Raw genomic sequence first — 19,973 nt, 5'->3', positions numbered from 1 at the left:
TTAGGCCTCTCTGGCATGCTCATAACAATTGAGGGGGACGAATTACCGGCGTATTTTGTTTAGGCCTCCCCCCTGAACTGTCGGGCAATGCAATCCATCGCCCGTCCTCCATCAACGCTAGTTACATCCTCCCTAGAATTCGTTCAAGATCTCCAAGAACGTTTGGATTCTCCACAATCCCCTCATGATCATCATTGATTTGATAGTGATGAATCTTGCTTGCTCCAAGTTGATTAGTTAGATCAACGACAGATTCAGATTTTCTGTCATTCGCCCACCAGCAATGTACTTCGGCTCTCACTGAAGGAAACGCTTTTAGCGAACGATTTGTTGCTTGTGTTAAACATCTTCCTACCAAGAACACTCTGACTATTTCGTCAGCTGAAATTTTTCTTCCTTTACGCTGCAGGCGCTCCTGACAACCAAATACGAAAGCACGCAACCACTCGAGCAAAGGTTGTTCGTCGATCATCGGATCTACAATTTCAGCTGGCAGACCAACTATTAATTCTGAACGATCTGTAACCTGCCGGAAAAAACCGATAAATTCATCCTGCCAGCTCTCTTCTGGTACTACTTCAACGAGTTCAGTAAACACCGGCGGATCAATCAACCCGATAAACGCAACCGACTGCCCGAGAGCTTCAAGTTTCGCGGCAATCAGTACCGACAAAGCCCCACCCAAGGACCAACCCAATATTGAGTATGGCCCCTGTGGCTGAGTAGCCCTTATTAACTCTACATAGTCATCCGCCATCTGAGTTAGCGATACGTCGCGGTGCTTGGAGTTATTTAAAGTTCTGCAGGACAAGCCATAAACCGACCGAGCGCCATTAAGCCGTTTTGCCATAGCCAAATAGCTATAAACCATCCCCAATTTTGGATGAATACAAAATAGAGGAGTACTTCCCTCAATCGCTTTGTTAAGCAACGTCATGGATTCGGGCGCCTCTGAAAGGCCTTTGATACTAGGTCGAGTCATCAAGGCCTGAAGTGTTAATCGAAGCCCCGTCATGTTGCTTTCACGAGCGAGAGCAATTACTCGCAAAGCAGCAATTGAATGCCCTCCCAACTCGAAGAAATTATCATTGCGTCCAACGCGCTCAACACCAAGCACTTCAGCCCAGATTGCCGCCAGTGTTTCCTCATCGGCACCTCGCGGGGCCTCATACGCTCGCTCGCTCTCGAACTCTGGCTCCGGCAATGCCTTGCGGTCCACCTTGCCATTGGCATTCAGCGGCAGGCTTTCTAGTATCACGACCACACCAGGCACCATGTAGTCCGGCAGTGTCTGGCTCAAGCGCTCGCGCAATGTCGGGGAGTCGATGGCTTGTGCCACCACATAACCGACCAGTCGCGCACCACTTGGCCCTTCTTTGGCCACCACCACCGCCGCTGTCACTTCAGGCTGCGCCAGCAGTTGCGCCTCGACTTCACCCAGCTCAATCCGGAAACCACGGATTTTGACCTGATGGTCGATCCGGCCGAGATACTCCAACTGTCCTTCGTGGTTCCAGCGCACCAGATCACCGGTGCGATACAGACGCTCACCCGCCTTGGCGAACGGGTTCGCTACAAAACGCTCAGCACTCAAAGCTGCCTGATCCAAATAACCTCGGGCCAATCCAACGCCGCCAATACACAACTCGCCTGCGCCCCCTGCCGGGACCATATTCAAACTGGCATCAAGGACATATAGCTTGGTATCGGCAATGGCTTGACCAATGTTCTGACCCAGCTTTGCTTCACTGACTGATGACCAGATGGTGGTTTCGGTCGGGCCGTACATGTTCCAGAGTTCGACACCATTACCGAGCAAATCCTGCGCCAGATCCGCGGTCAACGCCTCACCTCCGCAAAGGCCCTTGAAGCCCAAGTGCTCGGCCGACCAGCCGCTATCGCGCAACATCCGCCAGCTAGCCGGGGTCGCTTGAAGCAACGTGCCGTGACTCTCATTGATGAGACGACCCAATGCTTCACCATCCCGTGCCACGTCTTTGGGGGCCAGTACCATCCGGGCACCACTGATCAATGGCAGATAAAGCTCAAGCGCAGCAATGTCGAAAGAAAGCGGCGTTACTGCAACGATCACGTCCTGCGCTGTCATGCCTGGCCGTTGCTGCATGTCCAGCATGAAGTGACTGAGCGCACCGTGCTTTACCATGACGCCTTTCGGCTTGCCGGTGGAGCCGGAGGTATAAATCGCGTAGGCCAGATTTTCGCCGTGCAGGATGACGTCCGGGTTTTGAGCAGACTCCGCACTCAAATCTATGGCATCCAGCGCCAATACCTGCAAAGAGGTGGTACTTGAGAGACGGCCACTCACAGTGCTCTGCGTCAGCAGCAGCTTGATACCGCTGTCGCGCACCATGTACGCCAAGCGCTCCGTCGGTAGCTCCGGATCCAGCGGCACATAGGCCCCACCAGCCTTCAAGATCCCCAGCAGGCCAATCACCATGTCCAGCGAGCGCTCGACGGCGATGCCCACCTTCGCTTCCGGTTGTACACCCAGATCGATTAAATGATGCGCCAGTTGGTTAGACCGGCGGTTCAATTCAGCGTACGTCAGACTGTCGCCCGCAAACACGACCGCAGTTGCATCGCCACGTTCGCCAACCTGATCTTCGATCAGGCGATGGACTGGCCGTGCATGTGGGTAACGGGTAGGGTTTTCACCCAAGGCCTGAAGTTGAGCGCGTTCGGAATCTTTGAGCAGCTCGATATCACCCAGCGTTTGTTGCGGCTGATCGACCAGCGCCTGCAGGATTGCCACGTAATGCTGCGTCATGCGTTCGATGGTCGTAGGTTCAAACAGCTCCTTGGCGTAGGTAAGACTCACCTGAACCCGGCCGTCAGCATCCTCGCTGGTGTCGATGGTCAGTTCGAACTGTGCACTTTGCTCACCCAGTACATAGTCTTCCAGGCTGAGCCCGGGCAGCTGCTGCAGCGCCCGCAGGTCCTGCCGCTGATGGTTGACCATCACCTGAAACAGCGGGTTGATGCCCAGGTTACGTTCCGGTTGCAGGGCCTCTACCAGTTTTTCAAAAGGCAGATCCTGATGCGCCTGTGCGCCCGCAGTCGCTGCTTTCGCCGCTCTAAGAGCTTGCACAAGGCTGAGCCTGCTGTGCAGCACATTACGCAGCACCTGAGTATTGACGAAGAACCCCACTACGCCTTCGGTTTCCACCCGCTCACGGTTGGCAATAGGTGCCCCGACTCTAATATCTTCTTGTCCGCTGTAGCGGTGGAGCAACACCTGAGCTCCCGCCAATAACGCCATGAACAGCGTTGCATTCTCTGCTTGTGCTCGCTTGTGCAGGCCTTGGACCAAAACAGCTGGTAGTTCAAGACTGTGGCGGGCAGCACGGTAGCGGCCTTCTACTTGGCGAGGATGATCCGTCGGCAACTGCAGGATCGGATGCTCGTCACCCAACTGGTTTTTCCAGTAGGCCAGTTGCCGCTCCTGTTCCCCCGCCTCCAGCCAATTGCGTTGCCACACCCCGTAATCGGCGTACTGGATCGGCAAGGCTGCCAGTTCTGGCGTGAGACCTTGAACACGTGCGCTGTATTGCGCCACGAACTCGTCGACGATGATCTGCATCGACCAACCGTCCGAGATGATGTGGTGCATCACCACCACCAGTACATGCTCGTCCGCCGCTTGACGGATCAAGCCGACCCGCAGCAATGGACCAGTCTCCAGATTGAAAGGCGTCTGGTGCAAGCGTACTGCGACCTCTCGCTGCTTCACGGGCTCGGCGCCTACGTTGATGACTTCAACTTGCGTCGACATCGAATCACGGATGATCTGCCGCACCTGCCCGTCATCACCGGCACCGAACACCGTGCGCAGCGATTCGTGACGAGCCACCAAGGCATCAAAACTGGCTTTCAACGCCTCGACATCAAGCTCACCGCGCAGCTTCAGTGCACCACTGATGTGGTACGCCGTGCTGGCCGGCTCCAGTTGCCACAAGAACCATTGCCGTGCCTGGGCATACGAAGGAACCACATCGTCCCGCTGCGTCAGTACGGGAATCGTCTCGATCACAGCACTCTGCCCACCGCCAGCTTTCGCCGCAGCCGCCAAGCTCTGATGCTCGAAAAGATGACGAGGTGTCAGTCCAAGACCATTGGCCCGGGCTCGCGCCACCACCTTCAGACTGAGGATCGAATCGCCACCCAGCTCGAAGAAGTTGTCGTGACGACCGACACGCTCGACCTCCAGTACCGCGGCCCAGATTGCCGCCAGTGTTTCCTCATCGGCACCTCGCGGGGCCTCATACACTCGCTCGCTCTCGAACTCTGGCTCCGGCAATGCCTTGCGGTCCACCTTGCCATTGGCATTCAGCGGCAGGCTTTCTAGTATCACGACCACACCAGGCACCATGTAGTCCGGCAGTGTCTGGCTCAAGCGCTCGCGCAATGTCGGGGAGTCGATGGCTTGTGCCACCACATAACCGACCAGTCGCGCACCACTTGGCCCTTCTTTGGCCACCACCACCGCCGCTGTCACTTCAGGCTGCGCCAGCAGTTGCGCCTCGACTTCACCCAGCTCAATCCGGAAACCACGGATTTTGACCTGATGGTCGATCCGGCCGAGATACTCCAACTGTCCTTCGTGGTTCCAGCGCACCAGATCACCGGTGCGATACAGACGCTCACCCGCCCTGGCGAACGGGCTCGCCACAAAGCGCTCGGCACTCAAGCCTGCCCGCCCGAGATAACCACGAGCCAATAGCTCTCCACCAATATAGAGCTCACCGGCCACACCCTGTGGCACCGTCCCCAAAGAGGCATCCAGCACATAGGCTTGCGTTTCAGAGATAGGGTGCCCAATAGGCACCGGGCTGCGCCCATCATCACTACAGGTCCAGCGGGTAACGTGAATAGTGGTTTCCGTCGGCCCATACATATTTTGCAAACTGACGCCCGTAAGCTGACGAAGCGCTTCACCTTGCATACTCGCAGAGACGGCTTCACCGCCCCACATCACATAACGCAATGGCAAGTGTGCGTTATTGCCAATATGGGCCAAGAAAGCCTGAAGCATCGAAGGCACAAAACTTACGATTGTCACCTGATGCTGGCGAATCAGCTGTGCAATTCTTTCCGGATCACGCTGATCTCCAGGATTAGCCATCACCAGCCGTGCTCCGGCGGTCAATGGTAGGAAAATTTCCCACGCAGAGACGTCAAAGCTGAACGCCGTTTTATGCAACACCGCATCAACTTGCGTCAGCCCATAAGTTTCCTGCATCCAAGTCATGCAACTGCTCAGCGCACGATGACGAATCTCTGCGCCTTTCGGATTACCAGTGGAGCCAGAGGTGTAAATCACATAGCCCAAGTTTTCGTTATGCACAGCAACATTTGGATTTTTTACTGACTCCGCCCTCAGATCCACGGCATCCAGCGCCAATACCTGCAAAGAGGTGGTACTTGAGAGACGGCCACTCACAGTGCTCTGCGTCAGCAGCAGCTTGATACCACTGTCGCGCACCATGTACGCCAAGCGCTCCGCCGGCAACTCCGGATCCAGCGGCACATAGGCCCCACCAGCCTTCAAGATCCCCAACAGGCCAATCACCATGTCCAGCGAGCGCTCGACGGCGATGCCCACCTTCGCTTCCGGTTGCACACCCAGGTTGATCAGGTGATGTGCCAGTTGGTTTGCCCGAGAGTTCAGCTCGGCGTAAGTCAGTCTTTCATCCGCAAAGAGCAGCGCTGTGGATTGTCCAAGTTTCTGAACTTGCTGCTCAAAAAGGCGATGAACCGGCTGCAAATCCCCAAAGCGCGTGGAATTTTCACTCCACGACTGAAGCTGGCATTGCTCCATCGCATCCAGCAGTTGCACATCCCCCAGTGCCTGTTGTGGCTGATCGACCAACGCTTGCAGGATCGCCACGTAATGGCGCGACATGCGCTCAATACTTTCAGCCTCGAACAACTCCTGGGCGTAAGCGAAACTCACCTGAACCCGGCCGTCAGCATCCTCGCTGGTGTCGATGGTCAGTTCGAACTGTGCACTTTGCTCACCCAGTACATAGTCTTCCAGGCTGAGCCCGGGCAGCTGCTGCAGCGCCCGCAGGTCCTGCCGCTGATGGTTGACCATCACCTGAAACAGCGGGTTGATGCCCAGGTTACGTTCCGGTTGCAGGGCCTCTACCAGTTTTTCAAAAGGCAGATCCTGATGCGCCTGTGCGCCCGCAGTCGCTGCTTTCGCCGCTCTAAGAGCTTGCACAAGGCTGAGCCTGCTGTGCAGCACATTACGCAGCACCTGAGTATTGACGAAGAACCCCACTACGCCTTCGGTTTCCACCCGCTCACGGTTGGCAATAGGTGCCCCGACTCTAATATCTTCTTGTCCGCTGTAGCGGTGGAGCAACACCTGAGCTCCCGCCAATAACGCCATGAACAGCGTTGCATTCTCTGCTTGTGCTCGCTTGTGCAGGCCTTGGACCAAAACAGCTGGTAGTTCAAGACTGTGGCGGGCAGCACGGTAGCGGCCTTCTACTTGGCGAGGATGATCCGTCGGCAACTGCAGGATCGGATGCTCGTCACCCAACTGGTTTTTCCAGTAGGCCAGTTGCCGCTCCTGTTCCCCCGCCTCCAGCCAATTGCGTTGCCACACCCCGTAATCGGCGTACTGGATCGGCAAGGCTGCCAGTTCTGGCGTGAGACCTTGAACACGTGCGCTGTATTGCGCCACGAACTCGTCGACGATGATCTGCATCGACCAACCGTCCGAGATGATGTGGTGCATCACCACCACCAGTACATGCTCGTCCGCCGCTTGACGGATCAAGCCGACCCGCAGCAATGGACCAGTCTCCAGATTGAAAGGCGTCTGGTGCAAGCGTACTGCGACCTCTCGCTGCTTCACGGGCTCGGCGCCTACGTTGATGACTTCAACTTGCGTCGACATCGAATCACGGATGATCTGCCGCACCTGCCCGTCATCACCGGCACCGAACACCGTGCGCAGCGATTCGTGACGAGCCACCAAGGCATCAAAACTGGCTTTCAACGCCTCGACATCAAGCTCACCGCGCAGCTTCAGTGCACCACTGATGTGGTACGCCGTGCTGGCCGGCTCCAGTTGCCACAAGAACCATTGCCGTGCCTGGGCATACGAAGGAACCACATCGTCCCGCTGCGTCAGTACGGGAATCGTCTCGATCACAGCACTCTGCCCACCGCCAGCTTTCGCCGCAGCCGCCAAGCTCTGATGCTCGAAAAGATGACGAGGTGTCAGTCCAAGACCATTGGCCCGGGCTCGCGCCACCACCTTCAGACTGAGGATCGAATCGCCACCCAGCTCGAAGAAGTTGTCGTGACGACCGACACGCTCGACCTCCAGTACCGCGGCCCAGATTGCCGCCAGTGTTTCCTCATCGGCACCTCGCGGGGCCTCATACACTCGCTCGCTCTCGAACTCTGGCTCCGGCAATGCCTTGCGGTCCACCTTGCCATTGGCATTCAGCGGCAGGCTTTCTAGTATCACGACCACACCAGGCACCATGTAGTCCGGCAGTGTCTGGCTCAAGCGCTCGCGCAATGTCGGGGAGTCGATGGCTTGTGCCACCACATAACCGACCAGTCGCGCACCACTTGGCCCTTCTTTGGCCACCACCACCGCCGCTGTCACTTCAGGCTGCGCCAGCAGTTGCGCCTCGACTTCACCCAGCTCAATCCGGAAACCACGGATTTTGACCTGATGGTCGATCCGGCCGAGATACTCCAACTGTCCTTCGTGGTTCCAGCGCACCAGATCACCGGTGCGATACAGACGCTCACCCGCCTTGGCGAACGGGTTCGCTACAAAACGCTCAGCACTCAAAGCTGCCTGATCCAAATAACCTCGGGCCAATCCAACGCCGCCAATACACAACTCGCCTGCGCCCCCTGCCGGGACCATATTCAAACTGGCATCAAGGACATATAGCTTGGTATCGGCAATGGCTTGACCAATGTTCTGACCCAGCTTTGCTTCACTGACTGATGACCAGATGGTGGTTTCGGTCGGGCCGTACATGTTCCAGAGTTCGACACCATTACCGAGCAAATCCTGCGCCAGATCCGCGGTCAACGCCTCACCTCCGCAAAGGCCCTTGAAGCCCAAGTGCTCGGCCGACCAGCCGCTATCGCGCAACATCCGCCAGCTAGCCGGGGTCGCTTGAAGCAACGTGCCGTGACTCTCATTGATGAGACGACCCAATGCTTCACCATCCCGTGCCACGTCTTTGGGGGCCAGTACCATCCGGGCACCACTGATCAATGGCAGATAAAGCTCAAGCGCAGCAATGTCGAAAGAAAGCGGCGTTACTGCAACGATCACGTCCTGCGCTGTCATGCCTGGCCGTTGCTGCATGTCCAGCATGAAGTGACTGAGCGCACCGTGCTTTACCATGACGCCTTTCGGCTTGCCGGTGGAGCCGGAGGTATAAATCGCGTAGGCCAGATTTTCGCCGTGCAGGATGACGTCCGGGTTTTGAGCAGACTCCGCACTCAAATCTATGGCATCCAGCGCCAATACCTGCAAAGAGGTGGTACTTGAGAGACGGCCACTCACAGTGCTCTGCGTCAGCAGCAGCTTGATACCGCTGTCGCGCACCATGTACGCCAAGCGCTCCGTCGGTAGCTCCGGATCCAGCGGCACATAGGCCCCACCAGCCTTCAAGATCCCCAGCAGGCCAATCACCATGTCCAGCGAGCGCTCGACGGCGATGCCCACCTTCGCTTCCGGTTGTACACCCAGATCGATTAAATGATGCGCCAGTTGGTTAGACCGGCGGTTCAATTCAGCGTACGTCAGACTGTCGCCCGCAAACACGACCGCAGTTGCATCGCCACGTTCGCCAACCTGATCTTCGATCAGGCGATGGACTGGCCGTGCATGTGGGTAACGGGTAGGGTTTTCACCCAAGGCCTGAAGTTGAGCGCGTTCGGAATCTTTGAGCAGCTCGATATCACCCAGCGTTTGTTGCGGCTGATCGACCAGCGCCTGCAGGATTGCCACGTAATGCTGCGTCATGCGTTCGATGGTCGTAGGTTCAAACAGCTCCTTGGCGTAGGTAAGACTCACCTGAACCCGGCCGTCAGCATCCTCGCTGGTGTCGATAGTCAGTTCGAACTGTGCACTTTGCTCACCCAGCACATAGTCTTCCAGGCTGAGTCCGGGAAGGTGCTGCAGCGCCCGCAGATCCTGCCTCTGATGGTTGACCATCACCTGAAACAGCGGGTTGATGCCCAGAGTGCGCTCTGGCTGCAATGCCTCCACCAGTTGTTCGAACGGCAGATCCTGGTGCGTTTGTGCGCCAAGAACTGCAGTTTTGGTTTGCTCAAGTACTTCTGACAGGGTCATCCGGCCATGCAACGCACTACGTAGTACTTGCGTGTTGACGAAAAATCCAATTATTGATTCGGTTTCTATCCGGTTACGATTGGCAATGGGAACGCCGACCCTAATATCTTGCTGGCCACTGTAGCGGTGAAGGAGCGTATGTATTCCCGCAAGCAGGACAATGAAAAGCGTAGCTTCCTCAACGTGTGACCGCTGCTGCAGTCCTTGAACCAGAGCCGTAGGTAATTCGAGGCTGTGACGGGCAGCAACATAGCGGCCATCCGCTCTTCGAAGATGATCCGTTGGTAGTTGAAGTACCGGATGCTCGTCGCCCAGATGCGTTTTCCAGTAATTCAATTGTCGCTCTTTCTCACCTGCTTCCAGCCAGTGGCGTTGCCATACACCGTAATCGGCATACTGGATCGGCAATGGCTCCAACTCTGGTGTTTGGTCCTGAACACGTGCGCTGTACTGCGCCACGAACTCGTCGACGATGACCTGCATCGACCAACCGTCCGAGATGATGTGGTGCATCACCACCACCAGCACATGCTCGTCCGCCGCCTGACGGATCAAGCCGACCCGCAGCAATGGACCAGTCTCCAGATTGAAAGGCGTCTGGTGCAGGCGTACTGCGACCTCTCGCTGCTTCACAGGCTCGGCGCCTACGTTGATGACTTCAACTTGCGTCGACATCGAATCACGGATGATCTGTCGCACCTGCCCGTCATCACCGGCACCGAACACCGTGCGCAGCGATTCGTGACGAGCCACCAAGGCATCAAAACTGGCTTTCAACGCCTCAACATCCAGCTCACCGCGCAGCTTCAGTGCGCCACTGATGTGGTACGCCGTGCTGGCCGGTTCCAGCTGCCACAGGAACCATTGCCGGATCTGAGCATAGGAAGCCATGCAGACAGTTTTGAGCGACTCATTGCGGACTAGAATCGGAAACTGTCCGATCACTAAGCCCTCAAGTCTGATTTTTTCGTAGACCGCACGACGCTGCTCAACGCTCAACTGAGCAAACCGCTCTGCGATTCGATGGGTTGTCAAACTGTTCATTACGCGATTTCCAATCCATCAATGAAGGACTCAATGTCAGAAAGAGACTGGGCCTTGGATTTAGTATGTAAGGCATCAGGCAGAAGAGCTGCCATGGCTGCTAGGGTCGGTTGGTTGAAAACATCCCGGATGCTCAGATCTGAATGCAGCAATGATTGAATCCGCGCGACTAATTGCACGACCAACAAAGAATGCCCTCCAAGCTCAAAGAAGTTGTCATGACGCCCTACCCGTTCAACTTCCAACACGTCGAGCCAAATGGCCGACAGAGCCTTCTCCACTTCTCCCTGCGCAGCTTCATAGGTCCGCACGCTGTCATAACCGGGCTCGGGTAGAGCCTTGCGATCCACCTTACCGCTGGCATTCAGTGGCAGGCTTTCCAACACCACGACTACACCAGGCACCATGTAGTCCGGCAGCATCTGGCTCAAGCGCTCGCGCAATGTCAGGGAGTCAATGACCGAGCCCAAATGCAACGACACATAAGCGACTAACCGGGCGCCATTTGGACCTTCTTTAGCCACTACCACTGCTTCCCTCACTTCCGGTTGTACCAGCAGTTGGGCTTCTACCTCTCCCAGTTCAATTCGCAATCCGCGAATCTTGACCTGATGGTCGATACGACCGAGGTACTCTAATTGCCCCTCGCTGTTCCAGTGCACCAAGTCACCCGTGCGATACAACCGCTCGCCCGTAGTTGCGAACGGATTCGCCACGAACCGCTCCGCACTCAAACCCGGCTGGCCCAGATAGCCACGCGCCAGGCAAATACCGCCCAGGTACAACTCGCCAGGCACTCCGCCAGGCACAATGTTTAGACTTTCATCAAGCACATAAGTCTTTACATCGCTGATCGGCTGGCCCATCGGTACTTGATAGCCTTCACCTTCACGGCAAGTCCAATGCGTAACCTCAATAGCAGCTTCAGTAGGGCCGTACAGGTTGTTGAGCTGGATCTGCGGGAGTCGTTCGAACACCTGATTCTGCGCTTCGATGGGCAATGCTTCGCCACTGCACACAATTCGCGTGAGGCTGGTACAGGCTTCGATGTGGTCATACGCAAGGAATGCCTGAAGCATCGACGGTACGAAATGCAATGTCGTGATTTGGTGTTCGCGAACAAGTTCGACCAGACGTTGTGGGTCACGATGATCCCCAGGATTGGCCACCACCAACCGGCCTCCTGTGGCCAGCGGCAAGAAGATCTCCCACACCGACACATCAAAACTGAAAGGCGTCTTCTGCAGAACAAAATTCGCGTCGTCGAACTGATACGCTTCTTGCATCCAGACGAGACGGTTATAGAGTGCACAGTGCCGGTTGGCCGCGCCCTTAGGGCGCCCGGTCGACCCAGACGTATAAATCACATACGCCAGGTTTTCACCGTGCAGGATGACGTCCGGATTCTCTGTGGACTGTTTATGCAGATCCACGACATCCAACGACACTGCCTGTAAAGATGAAATATCCGGGATACGGTTTATCATCGTGCTCTGGGTCAAGAGCAATTCGATGCGGCTGTCGCGCACCATGTACGCCAAGCGCTCCGTCGGTAATTCCGGATCCAGCGGCACATAGGCTCCACCAGCCTTCAATATCCCCAACAGGCCAATCACCATGTCCAGCGAGCGCTCGACGGCGATGCCCACCTTCGCTTCCGGTTGTACACCCAGATCGATCAAATGATGGGCCAGTTGGTTAGCCCGGCGATTCAATTCAGCGTAAGTCAGTTTGTTGCCTGCAAAAATGACTGCAGTTGCATCGCCGCGCTCACGTACCTGCTGCTCAAACAGACGATGAACCGGTTGTGCATCTGGATAGCGCGTGGAATTTTCACTCCACGACTGAAGCTGGCATTGCTCCATCGCATCCAGCAGTTGCACATCCCCCAGTGCCTGTTGTGGCTGATCGACCAACGCTTGCAGGATCGCCACGTAATGGCGCGACATGCGCTCAATACTTTCAGCCTCGAACAACTCCTGGGCGTAAGCGAAACTCACCTGAACCCGGCCATCAGCATCCTCGCTGGTGTCGATGGTCAGTTCGAACTGTGCACTTTGCTCACCCAGTACATAGTCTTCCAGGCTGAGCCCGGGCAGCTGCTGCAGCGCCCGCAGGTCCTGCCGCTGATGGTTGACCAGAACTTGGAATAGTGGATGGATGCCTAGATTTCGTTCCGGCTGCAACGCTTCTACCAACTGTTCAAAAGGCAGATCCTGATGCGCCTGTGCACCTAGCATGGCCGCTTTCGCTTGCTCAAGCGCTTGCGTCAGGCTCAGGCGCCCATTCATCACATTTCGTAGCACCTGAGTATTGACGAAGAACCCCACTACGCCTTCGGCTTCCACCCGCTCACGGTTGGCAATAGGTACACCGACGCGGATATCGTGCTGACTGCTGTAGCGATGCAAAAGCGTTTGCACCCCGGTCAACAGTGCCATGAATAAGGTCGCGCCTTGCGTTTGCACTTGTCTGTGTAAGCCCTGAACCAAAGCCTCGGGCAGTTCGAAAGTTTGGCGGGCAGCACGGTAGCGACCGTCTACTTGGCGAGGATGATCCGTCGGCAACTGCAGGATCGGATGCTCGTCACCCAACTGGTTTTTCCAGTAGGCCAGTTGCCGCTCCTGTTCCCCCGCCTCCAGCCAATTGCGTTGCCACACCCCGTAATCGGCGTACTGGATCGGCAAGGCTGCCAGTTCTGGCGTGAGACCTTGAACACGTGCGCTGTATTGCGCCACGAACTCGTCGACGATGATCTGCATCGACCAACCGTCCGAGATGATGTGGTGCATCACCACCACCAGCACATGCTCGTCCGCCGCCTGACGGATCAAGCCGACCCGCAGCAATGGACCAGTCTCCAGATTGAAAGGCGTCTGGTGCAAGCGTACTGCAGTTTTTTTCAGCAACGCCTCACGCTGCGCGGCTGGCTCACTGATCAGATCCACCGTTTCAAACTGCGCTAAAGCCTGAGCTTGGATGATCTGCCGTACCTGCCCGTCATCACCGGCACCGAACACCGTGCGCAGCGATTCGTGACGAGCCACCAAGGCATCAAAGCTGGCTTTCAACGCCTCGACATCCAGCTCACCACGCAGCTTCAGTGCACCACTGATGTGGTACGCCGTGCTGGCCGGCTCCAGTTGCCACAAGAACCATTGCCGTGCCTGGGCATACGAAGGAACCACATCGTCCCGCTGCGTCAGTACGGGAATCGTCTCGATCACAGCACTCTGCCCACCGCCAGCTTTCGCCGCAGCCGCCAAGCTCTGATGCTCGAAAAGATGACGAGGTGTCAGTCCAAGACCATTGGCCCGGGCTCGCGCCACCACCTTCAGACTGAGGATCGAATCGCCACCCAGCTCGAAGAAGTTGTCGTGACGACCGACACGCTCGACCTCCAGTACCGCGGCCCAGATTGCCGCCAGTGTTTCCTCATCGGCACCTCGCGGGGCCTCATACACTCGCTCGCTCTCGAACTCTGGCTCCGGCAATGCCTTGCGGTCCACCTTGCCATTGGCATTCAGCGGCAGGCTTTCTAGTATCACGACCACACCAGGCACCATGTAGTCCGGCAGTGTCTGGCTCAAGCGCTCGCGCAATGTCGGGGAGTCGATGGCTTGTGCCACCACATAACCGACCAGTCGCGCACCACTTGGCCCTTCTTTGGCCACCACCACCGCCGCTGTCACTTCAGGCTGCGCCAGCAGTTGCGCCTCGACTTCACCCAGCTCAATCCGGAAACCACGGATTTTGACCTGATGGTCGATCCGGCCGAGATACTCCAACTGTCCTTCGTGGTTCCAGCGCACCAGATCACCGGTGCGATACAGACGCTCACCCGCCCTGGCGAACGGGCTCGCCACAAAGCGCTCGGCACTCAAGCCTGCCCGCCCGAGATAACCACGAGCCAATAGCTCTCCACCAATATAGAGCTCACCGGCCACACCCTGTGGCACCGTCCCCAAAGAGGCATCCAGCACATAGGCTTGCGTTTCAGAGATAGGGTGCCCAATAGGCACCGGGCTGCGCCCATCATCACTACAGGTCCAGCGGGTAACGTGAATAGTGGTTTCCGTCGGCCCATACATATTTTGCAAACTGACGCCCGTAAGCTGACGAAGCGCTTCACCTTGCATACTCGCAGAGACGGCTTCACCGCCCCACATCACATAACGCAATGGCAAGTGTGCGTTATTGCCAATATGGGCCAAGAAAGCCTGAAGCATCGAAGGCACAAAACTTACGATTGTCACCTGATGCTGGCGAATCAGCTGTGCAATTCTTTCCGGATCACGCTGATCTCCAGGATTAGCCATCACCAGCCGTGCTCCGGCGGTCAATGGTAGGAAAATTTCCCACGCAGAGACGTCAAAGCTGAACGCCGTTTTATGCAACACCGCATCAACTTGCGTCAGCCCATAAGTTTCCTGCATCCAAGTCATGCAACTGCTCAGCGCACGATGACGAATCTCTGCGCCTTTCGGATTACCAGTGGAGCCAGAGGTGTAAATCACATAGCCCAAGTTTTCGTTATGCACAGCAACATTTGGATTTTTTACTGACTCCGCCCTCAGATCCACGGCATCCAGCGCCAATACCTGCAAAGAGGTGGTACTTGAGAGACGGCCACTCACAGTGCTCTGCGTCAGCAGCAGCTTGATACCACTGTCGCGCACCATGTACGCCAAGCGCTCCGCCGGCAACTCCGGATCCAGCGGCACATAGGCCCCACCAGCCTTCAAGATCCCCAACAGGCCAATCACCATGTCCAGCGAGCGCTCGACGGCGATGCCCACCTTCGCTTCCGGTTGCACACCCAGGTTGATCAGGTGATGTGCCAGTTGGTTAGCCCGGCGATTCAATTCAGCGTAAGTCAGTTTGTTGCCTGCAAAAATGACTGCAGTTGCATCGCCGCGCTCACGTACCTGCTGCTCAAAAAGGCGATGAACCGGCTGCAAATCCCCAAAGCGCGTGGAATTTTCACTCCACGACTGAAGCTGGCATTGCTCCATCGCATCCAGCAGTTGCACATCCCCCAGTGCCTGTTGTGGCTGATCGACCAACGCTTGCAGGATCGCCACGTAATGGCGCGACATGCGCTCAATACTTTCAGCCTCGAACAACTCCTGGGCGTAAGCGAAACTCACCTGAACCCGGCCGTCAGCATCCTCGCTGGTGTCGATGGTCAGTTCGAACTGTGCACTTTGCTCACCCAGTACATAGTCTTCCAGGCTGAGCCCGGGCAGCTGCTGCAGCGCCCGCAGGTCCTGCCGCTGATGGTTGACCATCACCTGAAACAGCGGGTTGATGCCCAGGTTACGTTCCGGTTGCAGGGCCTCTACCAGTTTTTCAAAAGGCAGATCCTGATGCGCCTGTGCGCCCGCAGTCGCTGCTTTCGCCGCTCTAAGAGCTTGCACAAGGCTGAGCCTGCTGTGCAGCACATTACGCAGCACCTGAGTATTGACGAAGAACCCCACTACGCCTTCGGTTTCCACCCGCTCACGGTTGGCAATAGGTGCCCCGACTCTAATATCTTCTTGTCCGCTGTAGCGGTGGAGCAACACCTGAGCTCCCGCCAATAACGCCATGAACAGCGTTGCATTCTCTGCTTGTGCTCGCTTGTGCAGGCCTTGGACCAAAACAGCTGGTAGTTCAAGACTGTGGCGGGCAGCACGGTAGCGGCCTTCTACTTGGCGAGGATGATCCGTCGGCAACTGCAGGATCGGATGCTCGTCACCCAACTGGTTTTTCCAGTAGGCCAGTTGCCGCTCCTGTTCCCCCGCCTCCAGCCAATTGCGTTGCCACACCCCGTAATCGGCGTACTGGATCGGCAAGGCTGCCAGTTCTGGCGTGAGACCTTGAACACGTGCGCTGTATTGCGCCACGAACTCGTCGACGATGATCTGCATCGACCAACCGTCCGAGATGATGTGGTGCATCACCACCACCAGTACATGCTCGTCCGCCGCTTGACGGATCAAGCCGACCCGCAGCAATGGACCAGTCTCCAGATTGAAAGGCGTCTGGTGCAAGCGTACTGCGACCTCTCGCTGCTTCACGGGCTCGGCGCCTACGTTGATGACTTCAACTTGCGTCGACATCGAATCACGGATGATCTGCCGCACCTGCCCGTCATCACCGGCACCGAACACCGTGCGCAGCGATTCGTGACGAGCCACCAAGGCATCAAAACTGGCTTTCAACGCCTCGACATCAAGCTCACCGCGCAGCTTCAGTGCACCACTGATGTGGTACGCCGTGCTGGCCGGCTCCAGTTGCCACAAGAACCATTGCCGTGCCTGGGCATACGAAGGAACCACATCGTCCCGCTGCGTCAGTACGGGAATCGTCTCGATCACAGCACTCTGCCCACCGCCAGCTTTCGCCGCAGCCGCCAAGCTCTGATGCTCGAAAAGATGACGAGGTGTCAGTCCAAGACCATTGGCCCGGGCTCGCGCCACCACCTTCAGACTGAGGATCGAATCGCCACCCAGCTCGAAGAAGTTGTCGTGACGACCGACACGCTCGACCTCCAGTACCGCGGCCCAGATTGCCGCCAGTGTTTCCTCATCGGCACCTCGCGGGGCCTCATACACTCGCTCGCTCTCGAACTCTGGCTCCGGCAATGCCTTGCGGTCCACCTTGCCATTGGCATTCAGCGGCAGGCTTTCTAGTATCACGACCACACCAGGCACCATGTAGTCCGGCAGTGTCTGGCTCAAGCGCTCGCGCAATGTCGGGGAGTCGATGGCTTGTGCCACCACATAACCGACCAGTCGCGCACCACTTGGCCCTTCTTTGGCCACCACCACCGCCGCTGTCACTTCAGGCTGCGCCAGCAGTTGCGCCTCGACTTCACCCAGCTCAATCCGGAAACCACGGATTTTGACCTGATGGTCGATCCGGCCGAGATACTCCAACTGTCCTTCGTGGTTCCAGCGCACCAGATCACCGGTGCGATACAGACGCTCACCCGCCTTGGCGAACGGGTTCGCTACAAAACGCTCAGCACTCAAAGCTGCCTGATCCAAATAACCTCGGGCCAATCCAACGCCGCCAATACACAACTCGCCTGCGCCCCCTGCCGGGACCATATTCAAACTGGCATCAAGGACATATAGCTTGGTATCGGCAATGGCTTGACCAATGTTCTGACCCAGCTTTGCTTCACTGACTGATGACCAGATGGTGGTTTCGGTCGGGCCGTACATGTTCCAGAGTTCGACACCATTACCGAGCAAATCCTGCGCCAGATCCGCGGTCAACGCCTCACCTCCGCAAAGGCCCTTGAAGCCCAAGTGCTCGGCCGACCAGCCGCTATCGCGCAACATCCGCCAGCTAGCCGGGGTCGCTTGAAGCAACGTGCCGTGACTCTCATTGATGAGACGACCCAATGCTTCACCATCCCGTGCCACGTCTTTGGGGGCCAGTACCATCCGGGCACCACTGATCAATGGCAGATAAAGCTCAAGCGCAGCAATGTCGAAAGAAAGCGGCGTTACTGCAACGATCACGTCCTGCGCTGTCATGCCTGGCCGTTGCTGCATGTCCAGCATGAAGTGACTGAGCGCACCGTGCTTTACCATGACGCCTTTCGGCTTGCCGGTGGAGCCGGAGGTATAAATCGCGTAGGCCAGATTTTCGCCGTGCAGGATGACGTCCGGGTTTTGAGCAGACTCCGCACTCAAATCTATGGCATCCAGCGCCAATACCTGCAAAGAGGTGGTACTTGAGAGACGGCCACTCACAGTGCTCTGCGTCAGCAGCAGCTTGATACCGCTGTCGCGCACCATGTACGCCAAGCGCTCCGTCGGTAGCTCCGGATCCAGCGGCACATAGGCCCCACCAGCCTTCAAGATCCCCAGCAGGCCAATCACCATGTCCAGCGAGCGCTCGACGGCGATGCCCACCTTCGCTTCCGGTTGTACACCCAGATCGATTAAATGATGCGCCAGTTGGTTAGACCGGCGGTTCAATTCAGCGTACGTCAGACTGTCGCCCGCAAACACGACCGCAGTTGCATCGCCACGTTCGCCAACCTGATCTTCGATCAGGCGATGGACTGGCCGTGCATGTGGGTAACGGGTAGGGTTTTCACCCAAGGCCTGAAGTTGAGCGCGTTCGGAATCTTTGAGCAGCTCGATATCACCCAGCGTTTGTTGCGGCTGATCGACCAGCGCCTGCAGGATTGCCACGTAATGCTGCGTCATGCGTTCGATGGTCGTAGGTTCAAACAGCTCCTTGGCGTAGGTAAGACTCACCTGAACCCGGCCGTCAGCATCCTCGCTGGTGTCGATAGTCAGTTCGAACTGTGCACTTTGCTCACCCAGCACATAGTCTTCCAGGCTGAGTCCGGGAAGGTGCTGCAGCGCCCGCAGATCCTGCCTCTGATGGTTGACCATCACCTGAAACAGCGGGTTGATGCCCAGAGTGCGCTCTGGCTGCAATGCCTCCACCAGTTGTTCGAACGGCAGATCCTGGTGCGTTTGTGCGCCAAGAACTGCAGTTTTGGTTTGCTCAAGTACTTCTGACAGGGTCATCCGGCCATGCAACGCACTACGTAGTACTTGCGTGTTGACGAAAAATCCAATTATTGATTCGGTTTCTATCCGGTTACGATTGGCAATGGGAACGCCGACCCTAATATCTTGCTGGCCACTGTAGCGGTGAAGGAGCGTATGTATTCCCGCAAGCAGGACAATGAAAAGCGTAGCTTCCTCAACGTGTGACCGCTGCTGCAGTCCTTGAACCAGAGCCGTAGGTAATTCGAGGCTGTGACGGGCAGCAACATAGCGGCCATCCGCTCTTCGAAGATGATCCGTTGGTAGTTGAAGTACCGGATGCTCGTCGCCCAGATGCGTTTTCCAGTAATTCAATTGTCGCTCTTTCTCACCTGCTTCCAGCCAGTGGCGTTGCCATACACCGTAATCGGCATACTGGATCGGCAATGGCTCCAACTCTGGTGTTTGGTCCTGAACACGTGCGCTGTACTGCGCCACGAACTCGTCGACGATGACCTGCATCGACCAACCGTCCGAGATGATGTGGTGCATCACCACCACCAGCACATGCTCGTCCGCCGCCTGACGGATCAAGCCGACCCGCAGCAATGGACCAGTCTCCAGATTGAAAGGCGTCTGGTGCAGGCGTACTGCGACCTCTCGCTGCTTCACAGGCTCGGCGCCTACGTTGATGACTTCAACTTGCGTCGACATCGAATCACGGATGATCTGTCGCACCTGCCCGTCATCACCGGCACCGAACACCGTGCGCAGCGATTCGTGACGAGCCACCAAGGCATCAAAACTGGCTTTCAACGCCTCAACATCCAGCTCACCGCGCAGCTTCAGTGCGCCACTGATGTGGTACGCCGTGCTGGCCGGTTCCAGCTGCCACAGGAACCATTGCCGGATCTGAGCATAGGAAGCCATGCAGACAGTTTTGAGCGACTCATTGCGGACTAGAATCGGAAACTGTCCGATCACTAAGCCCTCAAGTCTGATTTTTTCGTAGACCGCACGACGCTGCTCAACGCTCAACTGAGCAAACCGCTCTGCGA

2 protein-coding genes are annotated in these 19,973 nt (G+C 56.9%); both read right to left on the bottom strand.

The window, feature by feature from the left end:
• Nucleotides 1-121: 121 nt before the first annotated feature.
• Nucleotides 122-10,258: a non-ribosomal peptide synthetase gene (locus HUW52_RS30190; RefSeq protein WP_218586350.1), complete on the bottom strand. Its 10,137-nt coding sequence runs from the start codon at nucleotides 10,256-10,258 to the stop codon at nucleotides 122-124.
• A 152-nt stretch (nucleotides 10,259-10,410) separates the two neighbouring features.
• Nucleotides 10,411-19,845, bottom strand: a complete 9,435-nt coding sequence (locus tag HUW52_RS30185; protein WP_218586349.1) for a non-ribosomal peptide synthetase — start codon at nucleotides 19,843-19,845, stop codon at nucleotides 10,411-10,413.
• Between the last annotated feature and the right edge of the window lie 128 nt (nucleotides 19,846-19,973).

It is taken from the genome of Pseudomonas sp. 43A (assembly GCF_013363935.1).
Classification (GTDB): domain Bacteria; phylum Pseudomonadota; class Gammaproteobacteria; order Pseudomonadales; family Pseudomonadaceae; genus Aquipseudomonas; species Aquipseudomonas crudilactis.
This window is presented reverse-complemented; position numbering and strand designations above follow the sequence as displayed.